Source organism: Bacillus sp. XT-4 (genome assembly GCF_050864245.1).
Classification (GTDB): Bacteria; Bacillota; Bacilli; order Bacillales; family Bacillaceae; genus Bacillus; species Bacillus altitudinis.
Window position 1 is genome coordinate 148,130 of sequence record NZ_JBPAFI010000002.1, and the last position, 18,459, is coordinate 166,588.

General features: G+C 42.3%; 14 protein-coding genes. All 14 read right to left on the bottom strand.

Annotation, left to right across the window (positions count from 1 at the left end; genetic code table 11):
• Positions 1 to 14: 14 nt before the first annotated feature.
• The 14 genes from ribF to ACRRMM_RS06035 all read right to left on the bottom strand — a co-directional run bounded on the left by ribF (position 15) and on the right by ACRRMM_RS06035 (position 18,395).
• On the bottom strand, positions 15 to 965 hold the full coding sequence (gene ribF / locus ACRRMM_RS05970; protein WP_025207344.1) for a bifunctional riboflavin kinase/FAD synthetase: 951 nt from the start codon (positions 963 to 965) through the stop codon (positions 15 to 17).
• Between the two features lie 18 nt (positions 966 to 983).
• Positions 984 to 1,913, bottom strand: coding sequence for a tRNA pseudouridine(55) synthase TruB (gene truB, locus ACRRMM_RS05975; protein WP_008344736.1), 930 nt, complete (start codon positions 1,911 to 1,913; stop codon positions 984 to 986).
• A 68-nt stretch (positions 1,914 to 1,981) separates the two neighbouring features.
• Positions 1,982 to 2,332 carry a 30S ribosome-binding factor RbfA gene (rbfA, locus tag ACRRMM_RS05980; protein ID WP_007499525.1) on the bottom strand — a complete coding sequence of 117 codons (351 nt, stop codon included), beginning with the start codon at positions 2,330 to 2,332 and terminating at the stop codon, positions 1,982 to 1,984.
• A gap of 17 nt (positions 2,333 to 2,349) precedes the next feature.
• On the bottom strand, positions 2,350 to 2,628 hold the full coding sequence (locus ACRRMM_RS05985; RefSeq protein ID WP_017359071.1) for a DUF503 domain-containing protein: 279 nt from the start codon (positions 2,626 to 2,628) through the stop codon (positions 2,350 to 2,352).
• Entirely contained in the window at positions 2,625 to 4,751 is a 2,127-nt protein-coding gene (infB, locus tag ACRRMM_RS05990) for a translation initiation factor IF-2 (RefSeq protein ID WP_428828937.1), read from the bottom strand. The genes ACRRMM_RS05985 and infB overlap by 4 nt, the downstream gene beginning before the upstream one ends.
• A gap of 19 nt (positions 4,752 to 4,770) precedes the next feature.
• On the bottom strand, positions 4,771 to 5,073 hold the full coding sequence (locus ACRRMM_RS05995; RefSeq protein ID WP_007499528.1) for a YlxQ family RNA-binding protein: 303 nt from the start codon (positions 5,071 to 5,073) through the stop codon (positions 4,771 to 4,773).
• Positions 5,066 to 5,350: an RNase P modulator RnpM gene (gene rnpM / locus ACRRMM_RS06000; protein WP_008344742.1), complete on the bottom strand. Its 285-nt coding sequence runs from the start codon at positions 5,348 to 5,350 to the stop codon at positions 5,066 to 5,068. The genes ACRRMM_RS05995 and rnpM overlap by 8 nt, the downstream gene beginning before the upstream one ends.
• 15 nt (positions 5,351 to 5,365) lie before the next feature.
• Positions 5,366 to 6,481 (bottom strand): transcription termination factor NusA, encoded by a 1,116-nt coding sequence (gene nusA / locus ACRRMM_RS06005; protein ID WP_007499530.1) that lies wholly within the window; start codon positions 6,479 to 6,481, stop codon positions 5,366 to 5,368.
• 32 nt (positions 6,482 to 6,513) lie between these two features.
• Positions 6,514 to 6,987, bottom strand: a complete 474-nt coding sequence (gene rimP / locus ACRRMM_RS06010) for a ribosome maturation factor RimP (protein WP_008344744.1) — start codon at positions 6,985 to 6,987, stop codon at positions 6,514 to 6,516.
• Positions 6,988 to 7,228: 241 nt separating this feature from the next.
• Positions 7,229 to 8,359, bottom strand: coding sequence for a glycoside hydrolase 5 family protein (locus tag ACRRMM_RS06015; RefSeq protein WP_428828936.1), 1,131 nt, complete (start codon positions 8,357 to 8,359; stop codon positions 7,229 to 7,231).
• A gap of 20 nt (positions 8,360 to 8,379) precedes the next feature.
• Positions 8,380 to 9,606 (bottom strand): endo-1,4-beta-xylanase, encoded by a 1,227-nt coding sequence (locus ACRRMM_RS06020; RefSeq protein ID WP_428828935.1) that lies wholly within the window; start codon positions 9,604 to 9,606, stop codon positions 8,380 to 8,382.
• Between the two features lie 79 nt (positions 9,607 to 9,685).
• Entirely contained in the window at positions 9,686 to 11,794 is a 2,109-nt protein-coding gene (locus ACRRMM_RS06025; protein WP_428828934.1) for a glycoside hydrolase family 48 protein, read from the bottom strand.
• Positions 11,795 to 11,811: 17 nt separating this feature from the next.
• Positions 11,812 to 13,704 (bottom strand): glycoside hydrolase family 9 protein, encoded by a 1,893-nt coding sequence (locus tag ACRRMM_RS06030; protein WP_017359075.1) that lies wholly within the window; start codon positions 13,702 to 13,704, stop codon positions 11,812 to 11,814.
• Positions 13,705 to 14,081: 377 nt separating this feature from the next.
• Positions 14,082 to 18,395, bottom strand: a complete 4,314-nt coding sequence (locus tag ACRRMM_RS06035; RefSeq protein WP_428828933.1) for a PolC-type DNA polymerase III — start codon at positions 18,393 to 18,395, stop codon at positions 14,082 to 14,084.
• Positions 18,396 to 18,459: the final 64 nt, after the last annotated feature.

Below are 18,459 nucleotides of genomic sequence, written 5' to 3' on the forward strand. Positions count from 1 at the left end.
TGTGATTTTTTTGTTTAATGAAGATGATTTTGAAAAAACTGAATCGCTTCTTCTTTATCTTGACTAATTTGAGCCGTTAATTCTTGGATACCGTTAAATTTTTGTTCACTGCGAATCCGTTTGTACCACTGTAATTTAATCGGTTCACCATAAATTTCTTCGTTAAAATCAAAAAGGTTCACTTCAATCGCAGGCTGATCAGGACGTTTTTCATAAAATGTTGGTTTGTAGCCAACGTTACAAACACCGTCATACACCTTGCCTTTCACTTCCGCTCTCACTGCATATACGCCTGTTGGCGGGATGATGTATTCAGCAGATAAACCAACATTGGCGGTTGGGAAGCCAATCGTGCGTCCTCGTTTATCTCCATGAATCACAATGCCTCGAAGCTGATACGGTTTCCCTAAAAGCTCACTCACATATTCAACGTCTCCATTTTTCAATGCGGAACGTATAAGGGTTGAGCTGACTTTCCGGTCTTGGTTGGAAAGCTTAGGTACAATGGTCGCAGCAATCCGCCCTTTCCCGTATTCGTCAAACGTTTCCATTGTGCCTGCGCCAAACCGGCCGAATGTAAAATCGAAACCAGCGACTGCATGCTTCACATTCAGTTCGTCCAAATATTGATCGACAAAGTCTTGAGGAGACAGTGCTGCAAAGCTTTCGCTGAATTGCACAATGTATAAGTAGTCAGCACCTAATTGTTCGATAAAATCAATCTTATCCTCAAGCGGTGTGATTAAGTCTTTTGGTTCACGTGCTTTTTGCAGAACATGTGATGGATGCGGATGAAAAGTCATGACAGCTAGAGCTAAACCCTCTTTTTCCGCAATGTTTTTCGCTGCATCAATCACTTTTTGGTGTCCGAGGTGAACACCGTCAAAATACCCTAAAGCCATCACAGACGGGACTTGATCCTTTTGATTCAATGTATGTGGGTGTGAAATATGTATAGTCTTCACGAGATGGTCACCTTTTCTTTAAGATTGCTTGTCCTGTGATAAAATCTTCGCCGGCTTCATCAGGTTCTGTTTGGTCGGGTGTTTCATATAAATCGCCATACAACGGCCTGAAGGAGCAAAGACAGCGACACGATCTTCCTCTGCAAAATGAGCAAATTCATCAGGCATAGGTAGGACTGCACCGTTTTCCACTTTACTTGCTAATGTATCATTTATCTCCCATTTCGGCAAATGATTGAGCGCACGCTCGATCGGCACAAGATGTTCCTCAACCGTTCCTTTCTCGCTGATCTCCCGCAACTCATCAAGAGTGATACATTCATCTAACGTAAAGTCACCAGATCCTATGCGAATGAGGTGAGACATGTGGGCTGGAAACCCAAGTTTTTTTCCGATATCGACGGCTAACGTTCTCACATATGTGCCTTTTGAACACAGTACGGTGAATCTAAATGATACTTTACCATTTTCAAATGTGACAGGTGTTGTCCGCTCGATGCGATGAATGGTAATTTCACGGCTTGGACGTTCAATTTCAATGCCTTGCCTCGCATATTCATAGAGCTTTTTTCCGCCAATTTTCACAGCAGAAAACATCGGAGGGATCTGTTCAATGGTTCCTTCAAATTGTTTCAACGCAGCATCAATGTCATCTTCTGACATCGGTACCGGCACCTTTTTTTCTTCTACTACTTCACCTGTTTGGTCTTCTGTCGTTGTAGAAAATCCAATGGTGATTTCCGCATCATACGTTTTCGATTTATCTGTTAAGTACTCCACAATTTTTGTCGCTCGTCCAATACAAATAGGCAGAACACCTGAAACCTCTGGATCGAGTGTCCCTGTATGTCCCACTTTTTTTGTGTGTAAAATCTTTCTCACTTTAAACACACAGTCGTGAGAGGTCATGCCTCTTTCTTTATGTAATAAAAGAACACCGTTTTGCACCTGCGTTCTCTCCTTTCATAAACGATGAAAAAGGACAGACGATCATCGCCTATCCTTATTTCAACGTCTTATTCGTGATCTTTTGTGTTTAGTTCAGCAATCAGGCTTTCAATTCGGTTACCGTAGTCTACAGACTCATCGAATTCAAAGTGAAGCTCTGGTGTTTTGCGAAGTCTGATTCGATTGCCAATTTCAGAGCGGATATACCCTTTCGCCTTTGCAAGGCCTTTTAAGGTTTCCTCTCTTTTCTTCTCGTCGCCAAGAACAGAAATATAGACTTTAGCAATTTGCAAATCACCGGATACTTCAACATCCGTTACAGTCAAAAAGCCGATTCTTGGATCTTTTAGCTTTCTGCCAAGGATGTCGCCTAATTCTTTTTTCATTTGCTCACCCACACGGGTTGCTCTCATACTCATGATCTTATCACCTCTAATTAAAACCACTCAGTTTTCGTGATCGTTCGTTCAATTTCCGGAAAAGAATCAATAAAGCTTAACACACGCTGAAGTTCCTTTTCCACTTGAACCCGGGAGGAGGAAATGACGGCGATTCCGATCGAAGTACGCTGCCATGTATCCTGATAGTCCATTTCAGCAATGGTCACATTGAATTTATGGCGCGTTCTTGTCATGATACGCTGCAGAACCGCACGTTTTTCCTTCAGTGAGGATGCATCATAGATCATACACTCACACTCGGTATAACCGATCATTTTCTTTCGATTTCTTGCATAACGAATGATTCCATGACATCACCTTCACGGATATCATTGTATTTCTTAATGGTAATACCACATTCATAGCCTTGTGAAACTTCTTTCACATCGTCTTTGAATCGTTTTAATACGTCGACTTCACCTTCAAAGATGACGACGCCATCACGAATTAAGCGGATACCACTGTCTCTAGTAATGGTACCTTCAGTGACATAGCCACCAGCAATTGTACCGATTTTTGATACTTTGAACGTTTGACGAACTTCAACTTGACCGATGACTTTTTCTTCATATTCAGGGTCAAGCATCCCTTTCATTGCAGCTTCAATTTCATCGATGACTTTGTAGATGATGCGGTGTAAGCGAATATCTACGTTTTCTGTTTCAGCTGTGCTCTTCGCATTGCCATCAGGACGTACGTTAAATCCGATCACAATCGCATTAGAAGCACTTGCTAAAATGATATCAGATTCTGTAATCGCTCCAACACCCGTATGGATGATTTTCACTTTGACGCCTTCTACTTCAATTTTTTGAAGAGCTGCCGTCAGTGCTTCAGCAGAACCTTGTACGTCTGCTTTTACGATTAAGTTGATATCTTTCACATCACCTTGTTTGATTTGCTCAAATAGGTCATCGAGAGATAATTTCGCTTTGTCTGAACGCTGTTCATCAAGTTGTTTAGACGCACGCGCCTCACCGACTTGACGAGCTGTTTTTTCATCTTTGAATACGAGGAACTGATCCCCTGCATGCGGTACATCATTTAAACCAGTGATTTCAACAGGTGTAGATGGTCCTGCTGTTTTCACGCGGCGTCCGATGTCATTGACCATTGCACGTACACGGCCAAATGTATTTCCGACAACGATTGGGTCACCTACTTGAAGTGTACCAGTTTGAACGAGAAGGGTTGCAACAGAACCTCTTCCTTTATCAAGCTCAGCCTCGATCACAGTTCCTTTTGCCGCACGATTTGGGTTGGCTTTTAGTTCTGCTACTTCGCTGACAAGAAGGATCATTTCGATCAATTCGTCAATGCCTTCACCTGTTTTTGCAGATAAAGGAACGAAAATGGTTTCGCCGCCCCAAGCCTCAGGTACAAGACCATGCTCAGTTAATTCCTGCATCACGCGGTCAGGGTTCGCTGTTGGTTTGTCAATTTTATTGACAGCCACAATGATTGGCACCTCTGCCGCTTTTGCGTGGTTGATCGCTTCAATCGTTTGCGGCATGACACCGTCATCTGCTGCAACGACCAAGATCGTCGTATCTGTTACTTCAGCACCGCGTGCTCGCATCGTAGTGAAAGCTGCGTGTCCTGGTGTATCAAGGAACGTGATTTTCTTGCCGTTTTCTTCAATTTGGTATGCACCAATATGCTGCGTAATTCCACCCGCTTCGCCTTCAACAACTTTCGTTTTACGAATGCTGTCAAGAAGCGTTGTTTTCCCGTGGTCAACGTGTCCCATGATCGTTACGACTGGAGGGCGTACTTGCATATCTTCTTCTTTATCTTCAACTTCATACTTTTCAAGTTCAGTTTCTTCTAAAATGATGACTTCTTCTACTGGAACACCATATTCAGAAGCAATTAATTCGACTGTATCTTTGTCGAGCTCTTGGTTGATCGTAGCCATGACACCAAGCATCATCAGTTTTTTGATGATTTCAGCAGTTTCTTTGCCAAGCTCGTCAGCAAGCTGGCCGACTGTCATTGAATTTGTAAATTCAATTTTTTCAGGAAGCTCTTTTTTCGGCTTCACAGGTCTTGCTTGCTGATGCTGCGCCTTGTTGTTGCCGCCGCGTTTATTTTTGTTTTTGTTTTGGTTGTTGTTTTTTTTGTTTTTATTAAATTGATTATTCTGCACGTCATTCTTCTTTCTATCATTGTTTTTGTTAGATGATTGTTTTTTTTGTTCTGCGGGTTTCTCGTTAGCTGTCTCTTTTGCTTTTGCTTTGGCTTTTTTATAGATAGCGTCTAGCTTTTTCACAGTGTCGTCTTCAAGCGTCGCCATGTGGTTGTTCACTTCCACGTTCATATCCTTAAGCGCTGCTATAATATCTTTACTTGAAACATCTATGGCTTTTGCGTATTCATATACTCTCACTTTAGCCATTCGTTCACCCCCAAATAAATTAATCGAGCAAGCTTATGAGCTTCTTAGCGAAGCCTTGGTCAGTGACAGCGACAACTACGCGAGCTTCCTTCCCTATAGAACGTCCGAGAACGGAACGGTCTTCAACTTTTCTAACCGGAACATTGTAAAATTTGCATTTGTCAGATACCTTTTTCTCTGTGTTGGATGAGGCATCTGCTGCAAGAAGAACCAGCTTAGCACGCGCATGTCTAATTTCTTTGATCACCAGATCTTCTCCTGACACGACTTTACGAGCTCGATTTGCTAGACCAAGCAAAGGATACCATTCAGATTCAGTCATTCGGTTTTTTCACCTTTTCAGCTAGTTCTAGTAATTCTTCAAAAATGTGTTCGTCAATCTGTGTCTGAAATTGCTGCTGTAAACTACGTTTGTTCTTCGCCGCAAGAATGGTTTCTTTATCGAGAGAAAGGTAAGCGCCGCGCCCGTTCATTTTTCCGGTTGCGTCAACAGACACTTCACCTTCTTTTGAACGAACAACGCGAATCAGTTCTTTCTTTGGTTTCATTTCTCCCGTCACGACGCATTTTCTAAGCGGGATTTTTTTTCGGCTTTTCACCTTTTATATCACCTCTTATTCGTCAGATTCCTCAGCTACTGGTTCAGCCTCTAAGAAAAGAGATTCAGAGTCTTCAGTTCTTGGGAAAATACCGAGTTCTCTTGCATCTGTTTCGCTTTTAATGTCAATCTTCCAGCTCGTTAATTTCGCTGCAAGACGCGCATTTTGACCTCTTTTGCCAATGGCTAATGACAGCTGATAATCAGGGACAATGACAGTTGTCGCCTTATCTTCTTCATTTACAATGACATCAAGAACTTTTGATGGACTTAACGCATTGGCAACAAATTCAACAGGGTCATTAGACCAATGAACAATGTCAATTTTTTCGCCTTTCAGCTCATTGACAATTGCTTGTACACGCTGACCTTTAGGTCCTACACAAGAACCAACTGGATCAACATCAGGATCATCTGTACGAACAGATATTTTAGAACGGTCCCCTGCTTCTCTAGCGACAGATTTAAGCTCTACAGTACCATCATAAATTTCTGGCACTTCGATTTCAAATAAACGCTTTAAAAGACCTGGGTGTGTTCTTGATACATAAATTTGTGGTCCTTTTGTTGTTTTTTCTACTTTCGTAATGAACACTTTAATGCGGTCATGTGGTTTGTAGTCCTCATTTGGCATTTGTTCGTTGACCGGAAGAAGGGCTTCGATTTTGCCAAGTGACACGTAAATGAATTTACTGTCAATTCGCTGAACGATTCCCGTCATGATGTCTTCCTCACGATCGATAAACTCAGTGTAAATCACACCTCGCTCTGCTTCTCTCACTCGCTGCGTCACGACTTGTTTCGCTGTCTGAGCTGCAATGCGTCCGAAATCTTTTGGTGTGACTTCAATTTCAACCACGTCACCAACCATGTAATTCGGGTTGATATTTGCTGCATCATCTACAGAGATTTCAAGGCGAGAATCATACACTTCATCTACAACATCTTTTCTTGCGAATACGCGAATCGTTCCCGTTTCACGGTTTAAATCAACACGCACATTTTGTGCTTGATTAAAATTACGCTTGTATGCAGAAATGAGTGCAGCTTCTATCGCTTCAATAATAATTTCTTTACTAATGCCCTTCTCTTTCTCAAGAACAGTCAGGGCATCTAACAACTCACTACTCATTTTTATGGTTCCCCCTTATATCAATGAAAAGGTTAATTGAACGAAACTGCTAATCTTGCGTTAGCAATTTTTTCGTATGGAATATTGATCTCTTTCTTTCTTGTCTTGATCTTCACTGTCACTGTTGCAATCTCACCATCAAAGCTTGTAAGCTCACCTTCAAATGCCTTTTCACCATCAATTGGTTCGTATGTTTTCATGAAAACATTTTTTCCAAGTGCTTTTTCAAAATCAGCTTTTTTCTTTAATGGGCGCTCCGCTCCAGGAGAGGACACTTCAAGAAAGTAGTTTTGGCTAATTGGATCTGCCTCATCAAGCTTTTCGCTCAAGGCTTCGCTCACTTTGGCACACTCCTCGATATCGACGCCTTTATCAGAGTCAATAAATACGCGAAGGAACCAGTTTTGACCCTCTTTGACAAATTCAACATCAACGAGTTCAAGCTGTAAGCCATCTAAAATTGGCTGCACCATGTCGCTTACGATATCCACTACTTTTTTGCTCATTCTCTTCCTCCTTGTGCTTTCGATAAACGCTCTTATCAATCATTCTGCATAAAAACCCTGCTTTATTGTGAGCAGGGGGAGCAGAAAACGGATGAATAATGTCGAGACAAAAATTGCCTGTTCAATACAAAAGAGCGGGTTTCCCCACTCTTGTCTCGGTAATCGTTAGCATTTCCATAAAAACTATACCATATCCAATTTTTTTATGCAAATGAAGTTCCTTATAAACAGGCATTCTTCATCAGTTCTTTTCATTCATTCTTTTGGCGTGTTCACGAATAATTCCTGCCTCCCGGCTCTCCTTTAAAACTCGAAAACCATCATAATCCGGGTAGAGGGAATCATCGTCTTGAATGCTTGTTAAAATCCAAAATTGGCTACCTGCGCCTCCGAGCTGTTCAATTGTCTTCAGCCAGCTATCATATACATCAGGACGGGCTGCTTGATTTTGATAGCCAAACTCTTCTAATACAACAGGTTTTCCGATTGCGTTTCCTCGGGTGATATGATCTTTGATCCATTTCACTCCCCATGCAGCAGACTGATTCCAGTGATCTGGGTATAAATGATAGGTTCCATAATCAATATGAGGGAGAGCAGTCAAACGATCCCAATCAACACCTTCTCCTCCACTGTAAAACCAATCATCATGACCTGTCATGCGAAAGAACCCTTCGTCTCCTACAGCAACAAGATGATTCGAGTCGATTGATTTGATCCATGCACTCATTTCATCTGCCCAGTTTACTAGTATATCTCCCGAAGGGTCTGACTGAGCGCGCGGCTCATTGGCGAGCTCCCATGTCATAATAGCAGGATCATCTTTATATTGAACACCTGAGTACGTATTGGTTCTCTCTAATACATAGCGCACATAGTTTTTGTAAGCTGTTTTAATCCGAGGATCTGTATAAAAGTGATCATGTGACCCTGCCTGAAACCACTTCACATATTGATTCATCCCGCCAAAGTCATCCCAATTGTTCACGAGTGGGATGACCAGCTTGATTCCTTCCTGCCCTGCTTTATAAATCGCATAGTCTAGTTTTTGAAAACCGGATTCTTCATAAACACCTGGACGAGATTGTAAGACTGAGTTTTCTTGAGGGGTACCATCGTGAAATCCCCAAATACGAATAACCTTTAAATCCATTGCCTTCATATCGTCAAAAACAGCATCTACCATCTTTTTTGATTTGTAATGGAAATAATAATTATTTGTGCCAGCAAAGTAAAATGGGTGGTTGTTCAATACAAAATGTGTACCAGATGTTTGCACATAGGAGGAGGCCTTTACGGTCAGAGTGAACCAACCCGCCCATAAAGTGATCAGCAGCATAAAACAAGCCACCCGTTGAACCCATTTTTTCATTCCATTCTCCTCACAATCTCTTATTCTACTGGTACGATGATATCTAGTTGAAGTGGTGTTTGTTTAGCTGAGTCAAGTTCAATCGTCTGCTGCTGCAACATTTTACTTTCTTCACCAATTCGAACCTCATACGTCCCGTGAAACGCTGGACATGTCACTTGGCCATTCGCATCTGTTTTTTCCACTCTTTGTGTCGTCCACTCCTGTAGAAGCTTTTCATAACGCCTGCCTGCTTCATTTAACGACCAATCATGATTCACGATGGCTGCGTGCTCACCTCTCCAATGAGCACCTGCCCAAAATCCCCACATCAGCACACCTTTTACGGCTGGGTGACTAAAGGCTACCCGATATAAAGATTCTAAGTTATCCGCTCGTCTATTGGCATCCGGATGAACAGAGTCATACTCTGTCACCCATATCGGTAGACCAAGCTCAGCAAGCACATCTAGTCTTTCTTTTACAACGACTGGATCCACTCGATCTGCAAAGTGACCTTGAACTCCAATGGCCTCAACTGGTGCCCCCAACTGACGAAGTTCATTGATATGTGCTTTATATGCGTGATGTTCGCCGTATGAGATTACATTATAATCATTGACAAACAGCAAGGCTTGAGGGTCAATTTTCTTCGTTTCTTCATACATCCATTTCCAAATCTGTTTCCCAAACCGGTCTTTAAAAAATGAGCCATGCATCATTTCGTTGTTTACATCCCAATGACGGAATTTTCCTTTAAAATGATTCCCTGCATGTTCAAGCCGCCTTTTCATGGCTTCATATACTTCATGATTCGGTAATGATTTCAGCCAGTTTGGATTGGCATCCTCTACTTCCCAAAATAAGGCGTGCCCCCTCACTGGAATTTGGTGTCTATTGGCAAAATTCAGCATGGCATCTGCTTTTTCGTAGGTTATTTTCCCTCGTTCAGGCTCATTTGCATACCATTTTGCCTCATTTTCAAACACAGCCCAATTAAAATGTTGGACAAAAAAATCAGCATACGTTTGATTGAATAGTACTTGGTCATTCATTGCTGAACCAAATGCAAATTCATGTCTGATTTGTTTTATTTCAACCTCTATTCCGGCTAAGGGCTTTTTTTCTTTATCGATGACATTTATGACAAGCTCTCTTTGTCTATGTTGTAAGATTCGATCATTTGCTTCTTTTCTCCAGCTTTGATCTTCTTGTTCCTGTGATCCGCCATTCGATGAATGATTCATAAATTCTTTCTTTTTAACCATAATGACATCACCTTTGCTTTCACTTCATTTATCTTATGAGAAGACCGCCGACTAAAAAAGCCGGCAGCTGTACTACGTTCTATTCGTTTATGAGACGATGGTATTCTGCATAAGCCGTAGCCATATCAACTTGCGACCAGAAACGGTGATAGGTGAAACTTGGCGCTCCGTTTTCCCATTTGCCTGTTGCTTCATTAAAAGATGCTTGATATTTACTCTCCAGTGCTGACCAAGCTGGGTCTTGCTTGATTTTCGGACGAAGATCTGCAAAGCTCGTATACACTCCGTTACCTCCTCGCTGCGGGTCAGAAGGAATGGTGCTGGAACCAGGGATCTGATTTCCTTGACCAAATGTTCCGTTCCAGCCATTTGGGAAGTACACTTCTTTTTTAAAGAAACGGTGGTAGTCTTCTCTGTCTTCCTCTGTCACAATCCCTACACCATCATTGTAATTCCAAGCAACCTCAAGGAGCTGTGCCGCTGTCTCTTTTGCTCTTATGCCAAGTGCTGTGTAGTTTCCTGTCTCTTTCTGTGTTGCAGCAGCAAAGAATGTGAGTGCTTTGATGAGACTGCCCAGTACACCAGTATCTTGAGTAGGATCTTTTGTAACTGCCGTTAAATTTGGATTACCTGTTGCAGATTGGAATCCGCTCCAAGTGTCAGGCTGACCGCTCCATTCTATATTCCCAGGAATCCAAAACTCTCCAGGTGCACTCGTCGTAGCAACAGCAACATTTGTCCCCCCTAGAATCCTTTGACCCTGACCATCTAAAAAATACCCATCTTGATCCGACACAGGACGAGTGCCAATAAAAATATAATCTAGTGAATAGTTGACCCATTTTGTGATGACAGATTTGGCCATTTGGAAATTTTCAGATGTTTTGTCGCCATCTTTTGCAAAGATATAATAAAGCTCTGCTACACGCTCAATCGGCCATGCTTGCATTCCAAACCAGTTATTGGACGGAGGATCATGGTAAACAGGCGCATCTTCATAAGCCATATCATAAAATGTGCTTCTTCCTGCTGGATAAGCGCTATAGTCTCCATTCCAGCTGTTGGTAGCACCTCCTGCAATCGCTCCCTCTTTTGATTGAAGCCAGACGTAAAATTCAAGCTGTCTCTTTAACGTCTTTTCCCAATCACTTGCACCAGTCGGTGACGATGGCTTTAAGCCTCCCTTATCTGAGGATAAAGCGTAGGCAGCGACTGGGTTTTGATACCCTTGATGACAATGGCTCGCTCCGATACGCCATGACCAATTCGCATATTCTCCAAGTCCCCCGCCCCAAGAGGTGTACCATGCCATTAAGTGATGACATGCACTTTTTCCATTTCCAGGATACGGATTACCTTGTTTGCCGCTTCCAATTGTTTGAAAATATTTATCGTACATTCCGTAACGAAGGAAATCACCCATCTTTTTCGCTTTATCAAGATAGGCTGACCCATTATAGCCAAGTTCCTTTGCCCAATACATTGCCTGTATCGCACGTGCATCAGCATCCGTCGCATTTGTGTAGCGCCACTGGGCGGCTGGCGCTTGATTTTCTTTTGTGAACAAGCTCATGAAACCTTCATTGGGCTTTCCGGCTGTTTTATCATCTTGTGATGGATGAGGGATGGCCTCCCATACGGATTCTTGCGGACCCCGCTGAAATGTGTTTACATATGCGGCTGTATGTGATGGGTTGAGAAAATTCCCATATTCATACCAGTTGTCTACATCAAGAAGCCAGTGCATTAAATACGTTTCATTCGTTCCGTAAGTTGACCTCAGTTCATGATCAATTGGATCTTGACCAGCAGGGCGAGCACCCGTCAACTGGCTCGGATATTGATCTGGATATGGTTTTTCTGAAGCGTATGTGGCTGGGCTAGATGGATTGTAAGAACTCATATGCGGCTGTTCGTCATGTCCATCTTCGTTTACTGGAATGATAAACTTCTCCATATTATCCCAAGCCGCTTCTAGTTTGCTCCAATCGCCTGTGTAGTGACCATACAATGCTTCAAGCCATAACCAATAGCTGTAAGCTTCTGAAGTGGTCATATGCCCGTAATCAGGTGCCTCACAAATGAGTGTCTCAACGGAATGATACGGAATGCCTTCTTTTGAAAAATATCCATTCGCATCGTTTTTCATTTGATGATAAAGCGTTAAAAACCGTTCTTTATTTGTCATGTCCTCACCCTTTATATTTATTTATTCGGAAGCGTACCAAATTCTAAAATACCTTGATCAAAAACAGGAATTCTCGCTGTTTTCTGCATATTGGATGTTAATCCTTGAAAGGAATAATCATTTGAGGCATCCCATATATTCGCACCATTTGGCGCAGATAACCGGAACTGTATTTCCTTCTTATGAAGCGATTCACCTCCTGGAAAAATAGCTACGCCAGTAAAATCGATTTCTGTAAAATAGATATGGGATGATGCGTCATACACCGTTAACGGAGTTAAGGAAGCGCCTTCATTGTAAACAGCTGTCACTTGAATATCTTTATCAGTGAATCCCTTCGCAAATATCTCACTTAGATTGACATAATATCTAAAAGAAAGTGATTGACTACTTCTTGCCGGCCAGCCTGATCGATTGTATAGAATGGCTTTGATCTGAGTAGATGTTGTATCGTTACTCATGACAGCTGCCTCTACAAAAAACTCATCTTCCACTTTTTCTTTAGGCGGAAAATTCGGCAGCTTTGACTGCCCCTGACCAAACAACTGCACCATTTTGGCTACATTTCCAGTAAAGGCGGCATTATAGTCTGTTGCTACCTCGTTTGATACATAGTCAGAGATGTCATCGGTATACTGATCCTGTGCATTAGGCCCCCCAACAAGCGCTCCATAAAGCGTGTGCCGATGAGAAGAAGGAGTTGTCAGCTGATTAGACCATGAGCCATGTGCAGTTCGATGGTGTGGATGCATCGGCGGATTTTTGCCAAACCCAACGACATAGCTTCTATTTTGCGGATTATCCCCTAACATATAGTGTGTTTGCCTGATCGCAAACGTTTGGTATCGATTCTTTTTTTCTTGATCAGAGACCCAATCTGCGTACACAAACGCTAAAAATGCAGCATTTGCTGTATAACGAAGTGAACCCCATTGATCTAACCACGCTAGTCCGCCAGGCGTATAAGTGATTCTTTCTACTTTTCCATTTTGAACAAAACCCGTCGACCAGTAATCGAGATTACGCTCCGTCGATTCGATAAACCTTTTCTCCTTTGTGATTCTCGCAAGTAAAATTTGCGAAGCAAAAAAGGTATTGTCCCACGACATCGTAAACGTATAATCCCAATCCTTCGGCCATTCTTCTACTGCTTTTAGTGCTTTGTTTAAATAGGTCTGGTCATTTGTCGCCAAGTACAGCCATATTCCACCCCAAATGAGCTCATCAATATAGCCGCTCCAGGAATTATAAAATGGCTGAGCATTGGTGACACAATCTGTATACTCACCGCGATATTGGTCAGCAAATGCATAAAGCTGCTTTGCATGGGTGAGAAGCTTTGCTGCATAAGGCGCGTCTGTTTCTTTAAAAATAATTGAACCTGCTGCTAAAGCGGCTGCCGTTTGGGCGGCTACTTCTGTTCCTGGACAATGTTCATCAATTTTAAATGCTGGCCGGTTCATCGGCATCACTTCTGCTGGACCCCACCAGCCATGATCCGCGTTCCCATCGCCTACTTGTGCCCAAAATTCATTTGGACCTGTATGGGCTTTCAAAAAATAATCGGTTGCCCACTTGATTTGATCTAACATATCATCAAGCAGCTCTGCTTCTTCGTAAGCTTCTCGGTACTCATAGACTGTCCATGCAAGCACGGCTGCCGAGTAAGCCATCGGAAGCCCGAACTTCACATGATCACCAGCATCGTACCAGCCGCCTGTTAAATCATGACCAACATCTTTCCCATCCTCTAGTCCAGAATCCCCTCGCCAGTTAAGACGATTGCTTTCAGGAAGCTTTCCGGAACGCTGGGCTTCGTAAAACAAAATGGATTTTTGAAGCACCTCTACATAGTTGTAATCTGACATGTACCTACTTCTCACCCCTTCTTTTTTTAAAACGTGAAACATTGAACAAGAAATGACCACCTCCTTGTCATTCCGTACGTGTTTTGTACAGTGTTGAAAAGAATCAAGCGTGTTTCAAAAATGTGCATAGTAAACAGCCATCAGCTTGACGCTCACCGAGGGTTTTCTCCTGATTCTTCATGTGACTGTACCCAAAATGATCATATGTCGTATGAGAACATTTCAGACGGCTAAATTCTCTTTTTTGCTCTATTTGGGTAGAAAGAATGACATACAATCTCTTCTCTCAAAACACGACGTTAAATCAAGATATATGAACCAACAAGAAAATAATTCCAGTTAAAATATTTTAGTTTACATAATAATTTTATTGTATATATAAAAAGAACGCCCTTTAAGGGCGCTCTTCATTTTTCACATTAGAACAAAGAAAGCTGGTTTTGATCAGGAAGTGCTTCTAAGCAGCCTTGACGATCCAAATACTCAAGGATGGTCTTAGACACTTTTCCTCGTTTTTGTAAATCTTCTTTTGAAAGGAATTCACCATCTTGGCGTGCGCGTACAATATTTAACGCAACGTTTGTTCCGAGTCCAGGGATAGAGTTGAATGGCGGGATTAGCCCGTCTCCATCAATGATAAACTCAGTGGCACTTGATCGGTATAGGTCTACTTTTTTAAAGTGATAGCCTCTTTCACACATTTCAAGTGCAAGCTCTAGTACAGTTAATAGGTTCTTCTCTTTCGGTGATGCATCAAGACCTTTTGAGTTAATATCGTCCATGACCGCTCGAATCGCATTTGATCCTTTTGTCATCGTTTCGATATCAAAATCATCAGCACGAACGGTAAAATAAGCCGCATAGTACAGAAGTGCATGGTGCACCTTGAAATAAGCAATCCGAACGGCCATTAATACATAAGCAGCCGCATGGGCTTTAGGGAACATGTATTTAATCTTTTTACAAGAATCAATGTACCAGTTCGGTACGTTATTATTCTTCATTTCTTCTTCCCATTCAGGAGGAAGTCCCTTCCCTTTACGAACAGATTCCATGATTTTAAAGGCAAGTGACGGCTCTAAACCTTGATAAATCAGATAGACCATAATATCATCACGACAGCCAATCACTTCACTTAGTTCACACGTTTTATTATGAATCAGCTCTTGGGCATTGCCGAGCCATACATCTGTACCGTGAGATAGACCAGAGATCTGAACAAGCTCCGAGAAGGTGGTCGGTTTTGTATCCTCAAGCATCTGACGAACAAACCTTGTGCCAAACTCTGGGATCCCAAGTGTTCCCGTTTTACATCCAATTTGTTCTTCTGTGACACCGAGAGGTTCCGTTCCTTGGAAGATTTTCATGACCTCAGGATCATCTGTCGGAATCGTTTTTGGATCAATTCCGCTCAAGTCCTGAAGCATCCGAATAACCGTTGGATCATCGTGTCCAAGAATATCTAGTTTCAGCAAGTTATCATGGATTGAATGGAAATCAAAATGCGTCGTTTTCCAATCAGAACCTGTCGCATCTGCTGGATATTGAATTGGTGAGAAATCGTAAATGTCCATATAATCCGGCACGACGATAATTCCGCCTGGATGTTGGCCCGTTGTCCGTTTGACGCCCGTACAGCCCTGTACGAGCCGGTCAATTTCAGCACCTCTCATATGAAGGTTATGATCTCCTGCGTAGCCTTTCACATAACCATATGCCGTTTTTTCTGCAACGGTACCGATTGTACCTGCGCGGTATACATACTCTTCACCAAACAACTCTTTCGTATAGTTATGGGCAATCGGCTGATATTCTCCTGAGAAGTTCAAGTCGATATCGGGCACTTTATCTCCTTTAAAACCTAAGAACGTTTCAAACGGAATATCGTGTCCGTCTTTTTTATACGGCGTCCCGCATTCAGGGCAGTCTTTATCAGGAAGGTCAAATCCTGAGCCAACCGATCCATCATTAAAGAACTCGGAGTGCTTGCAACTTGGACATACATAGTGCGGCGCAAGCGGGTTCACTTCTGTAATCTCTGTTAATGTCGCAACGAGAGATGAACCAACTGATCCCCTTGAACCAACTAGATATCCATCATCAAGTGATTTCTTAACAAGCTTATGAGAAATTAAATAAATAACAGCGAAACCGTGACCAATAATACTCTTTAATTCTTTCTCAATCCGGTCTTCTACAATTTTCGGTAAATCGTCACCGTAGATGCTGCGAGCCATGTTATAGCTCATTTCCCGAATTTCTTCATCTGCACCTTCGATTTTTGGTGTATAAAGATCGTCTTTGATTGGTTTAATACTTTCGACCATCTCAGATACTTTTTGCGTATTCATCACGACAATCTCTTTCGCCTTCTCGTCTCCAAGGAAAGAGAAGGCTTCTAGCATTTCATCAGTTGTTCTAAAATGAACTTTTGGCAGTTCATGACGATTAAGCGGATTCGCCCCGCCTTGTGATGAAATTAAGATTTTGCGATAAATTTTGTCTTCTGGATGCAGGTAGTGCACATTTCCAGTCGCCACGACTGGTTTATTCAGTTTTTCACCAAGTTTCACAATGTTTGTGATGATCTCTTTTAATGCACGTTCATCCCGAACAAGCTCCAGCTGGAGTAAATGCTGATACACTTCTGGCGGATGAACTTCTAAATAGTCGTAAAATGCGGCAATGTCTTCTACCTCATCAGGTGACTTCTGCATCATCCCTTCAAACACTTCACCCTTATCACAAGCAGACCCAACAATTAAACCTTCTCGATATTTCTCAAGCTGTGAGCGCGGGATGCGCGGCACGCGGTAGAAATAATGAATATGAGAAAGTGAAACAAGCTTAAATAAATTCTTTAGACCCGTCTCATTTTGTGCAATCACGGTTGCATGGTAAGGACGTGAGCGCTGATACGCATTGGACTGCCCCATGTTTTCATTTAATTGATCGTGGTAGGCAATCTCTTTTTCAGCCGCATCTTTTAGCATCTTCAGCATGAGGTAACCAGTTGCTTCTGCATCATAAATCGCCCGGTGATGCTGCGTGAGTTCAATATCGAACTTTTTACACAGCGTGTTCAGCCGGTGATTTTTAAATTCAGGATAAAGGAATCGGCCGAGTTCTAGTGTATCAATGACAGGGTTTGACGCTTTATCTGTTTTTAACAGTCGCTTATATGCTGCATTTAAAAAGCCCATATCAAAACTCGCATTGTGAGCAACAAGGATATCTTGTCCAATCCACTCTTTGAAATCCCGAACAACATCGACCACATCTGGTGCATTTCTCACCATATCATCCGTGATACCGGTTAGTTCAATGGTTGTGGCTGATAATGGATGATGAGGGTTTGCAAATGCCTCAAAGCGGTCAATGATTTCCCCGCCTTTGATTTTCACGGCTGCAAGCTCAATGATCGTATCATACACAGCAGAGAGTCCTGTTGTCTCAACATCAAATACGACAAACGTCGCATCTTCTAACAAGCGGTGCTCTGGATTATACGCAATCGGTACCCCGTCATCGACTAAATTGATTTCCACCCCGTACATCATTTTGATGCCATGCTTTTTACTTGCTGCATACGCATCTGGAAAGGATTGTACAACGGCGTGATCTGTCAGGGCAATGGCCTCATGCCCCCATTTTTTTGCTTGTTCAACAAGTCTACCGATGCCAGTGACAGCATCCATCTGGCTCATTGGCGAATGCAAATGAAGCTCAACGCGCTTTTCTCCCTCAGGTGCAGTATCTTCTTTCAGCTGAGGTTTCATTTCATTGACGTCATTTGCGATCATGACAAGATCTCTCACAAACGTATCGTTTTGAATGCTTCCTCTTGCTTTGACCCACATCCCTTTTTTCAAGGATTTCATGAGCTGAGCATCTTCTTTTTCTCTCGCAAACATTTTGATCAAAATACTATTCGTATAATCGGTAATTTTAAAGATACAAAGGGTTCTGCCGCTTTTTAGTTCGCGCGTTTCTGCATCGAACACGTACCCTTGGACGGTGATTCGTCTTTCTTCGTCCATAATACTATCAAGCGTACGTATTTCTTCATTGTCTTTGATTTGATAGCCAATCATCAGAGGGCCAGAAGGAGCTTCCTCTTGATCCTCACTTTCCTTCTTCTCCATCTCAACAAGGGCTTGCATGGCTCTTTCTTGATCTTCAGCAAGTTTTTGTTCTCTGAACTTCTGAATCTCTTGATCTGATACAAAAATTTCTGTGTCAAATTGAAGTTCTGGAAAACCAACTTGTTTAAATGCAGCCTGAAGCATTGGGCTATATTTCTTCTTGATGGCCAGAGCCTCAGTTTCGCTTTTTGTTTTGATGATGATCTTATGTCCAGACAGCGCTGGTTTTTGCTGTTGAAGCAAGCTGATGATTGGGGGAGAAATCCCTTGAAGCTCTTCCACACAATGGGACCAATACGATTGAACGAGCTCTTCAGATATGTGCGGATCATTGACTTCAATCGTACAAGTAACTTGTGCGATATGAGAAAATGCATTTGTCAGCCTGCTTAAAAACATTGCATATACTTGGTAAGGCAAAAGCGCCTTAAATTTAAAATGGAAATGCCACGTTTTTGCCGCCTTATGCACCGTCAATTTGACGATCTCGCCTTCTTCAAAGTAACGGCTGAGGTCATCATCTGTCATTTGAATCTGATTGAGTAATATATGAAATTGCCGCCGGGTAATCGGTAATTGTTCATCCAAGACAGGACCCTCCTTTTGCAAATCAGAAAGGTACCTCTTTTTTGCAGGAGGTACCTTCATTTTT

Bases quoted from the DNA above. Each gene is read 5' to 3' on its own strand.
- infB (WP_428828937.1), bottom strand. From the start codon at position 4,751: ATGGCTAAAGTGAGAGTATATGAATACGCAAAAGCCATAGATGTTTCA.
- ACRRMM_RS06015 (WP_428828936.1), bottom strand. From the start codon at position 8,359: ATGAAAAAATGGGTTCAACGGGTGGCTTGTTTTATGCTGCTGATCACT.
- ACRRMM_RS06020 (WP_428828935.1), bottom strand. From the start codon at position 9,606: ATGGTTAAAAAGAAAGAATTTATGAATCATTCATCGAATGGCGGATCA.
- rimP (WP_008344744.1), bottom strand. From the start codon at position 6,987: ATGAGCAAAAAAGTAGTGGATATCGTAAGCGACATGGTGCAGCCAATT.
- ACRRMM_RS05985 (WP_017359071.1), bottom strand. From the start codon at position 2,628: ATGATCGGTTATACCGAGTGTGAGTGTATGATCTATGATGCATCCTCA.
- rbfA (WP_007499525.1), bottom strand. From the start codon at position 2,332: ATGAGTATGAGAGCAACCCGTGTGGGTGAGCAAATGAAAAAAGAATTA.
- nusA (WP_007499530.1), bottom strand. From the start codon at position 6,481: ATGAGTAGTGAGTTGTTAGATGCCCTGACTGTTCTTGAGAAAGAGAAG.
- ACRRMM_RS05995 (WP_007499528.1), bottom strand. From the start codon at position 5,073: ATGACTGAATCTGAATGGTATCCTTTGCTTGGTCTAGCAAATCGAGCT.
- ACRRMM_RS06025 (WP_428828934.1), bottom strand. From the start codon at position 11,794: ATGACAAATAAAGAACGGTTTTTAACGCTTTATCATCAAATGAAAAAC.
- ACRRMM_RS06030 (WP_017359075.1), bottom strand. From the start codon at position 13,704: ATGTTTCACGTTTTAAAAAAAGAAGGGGTGAGAAGTAGGTACATGTCA.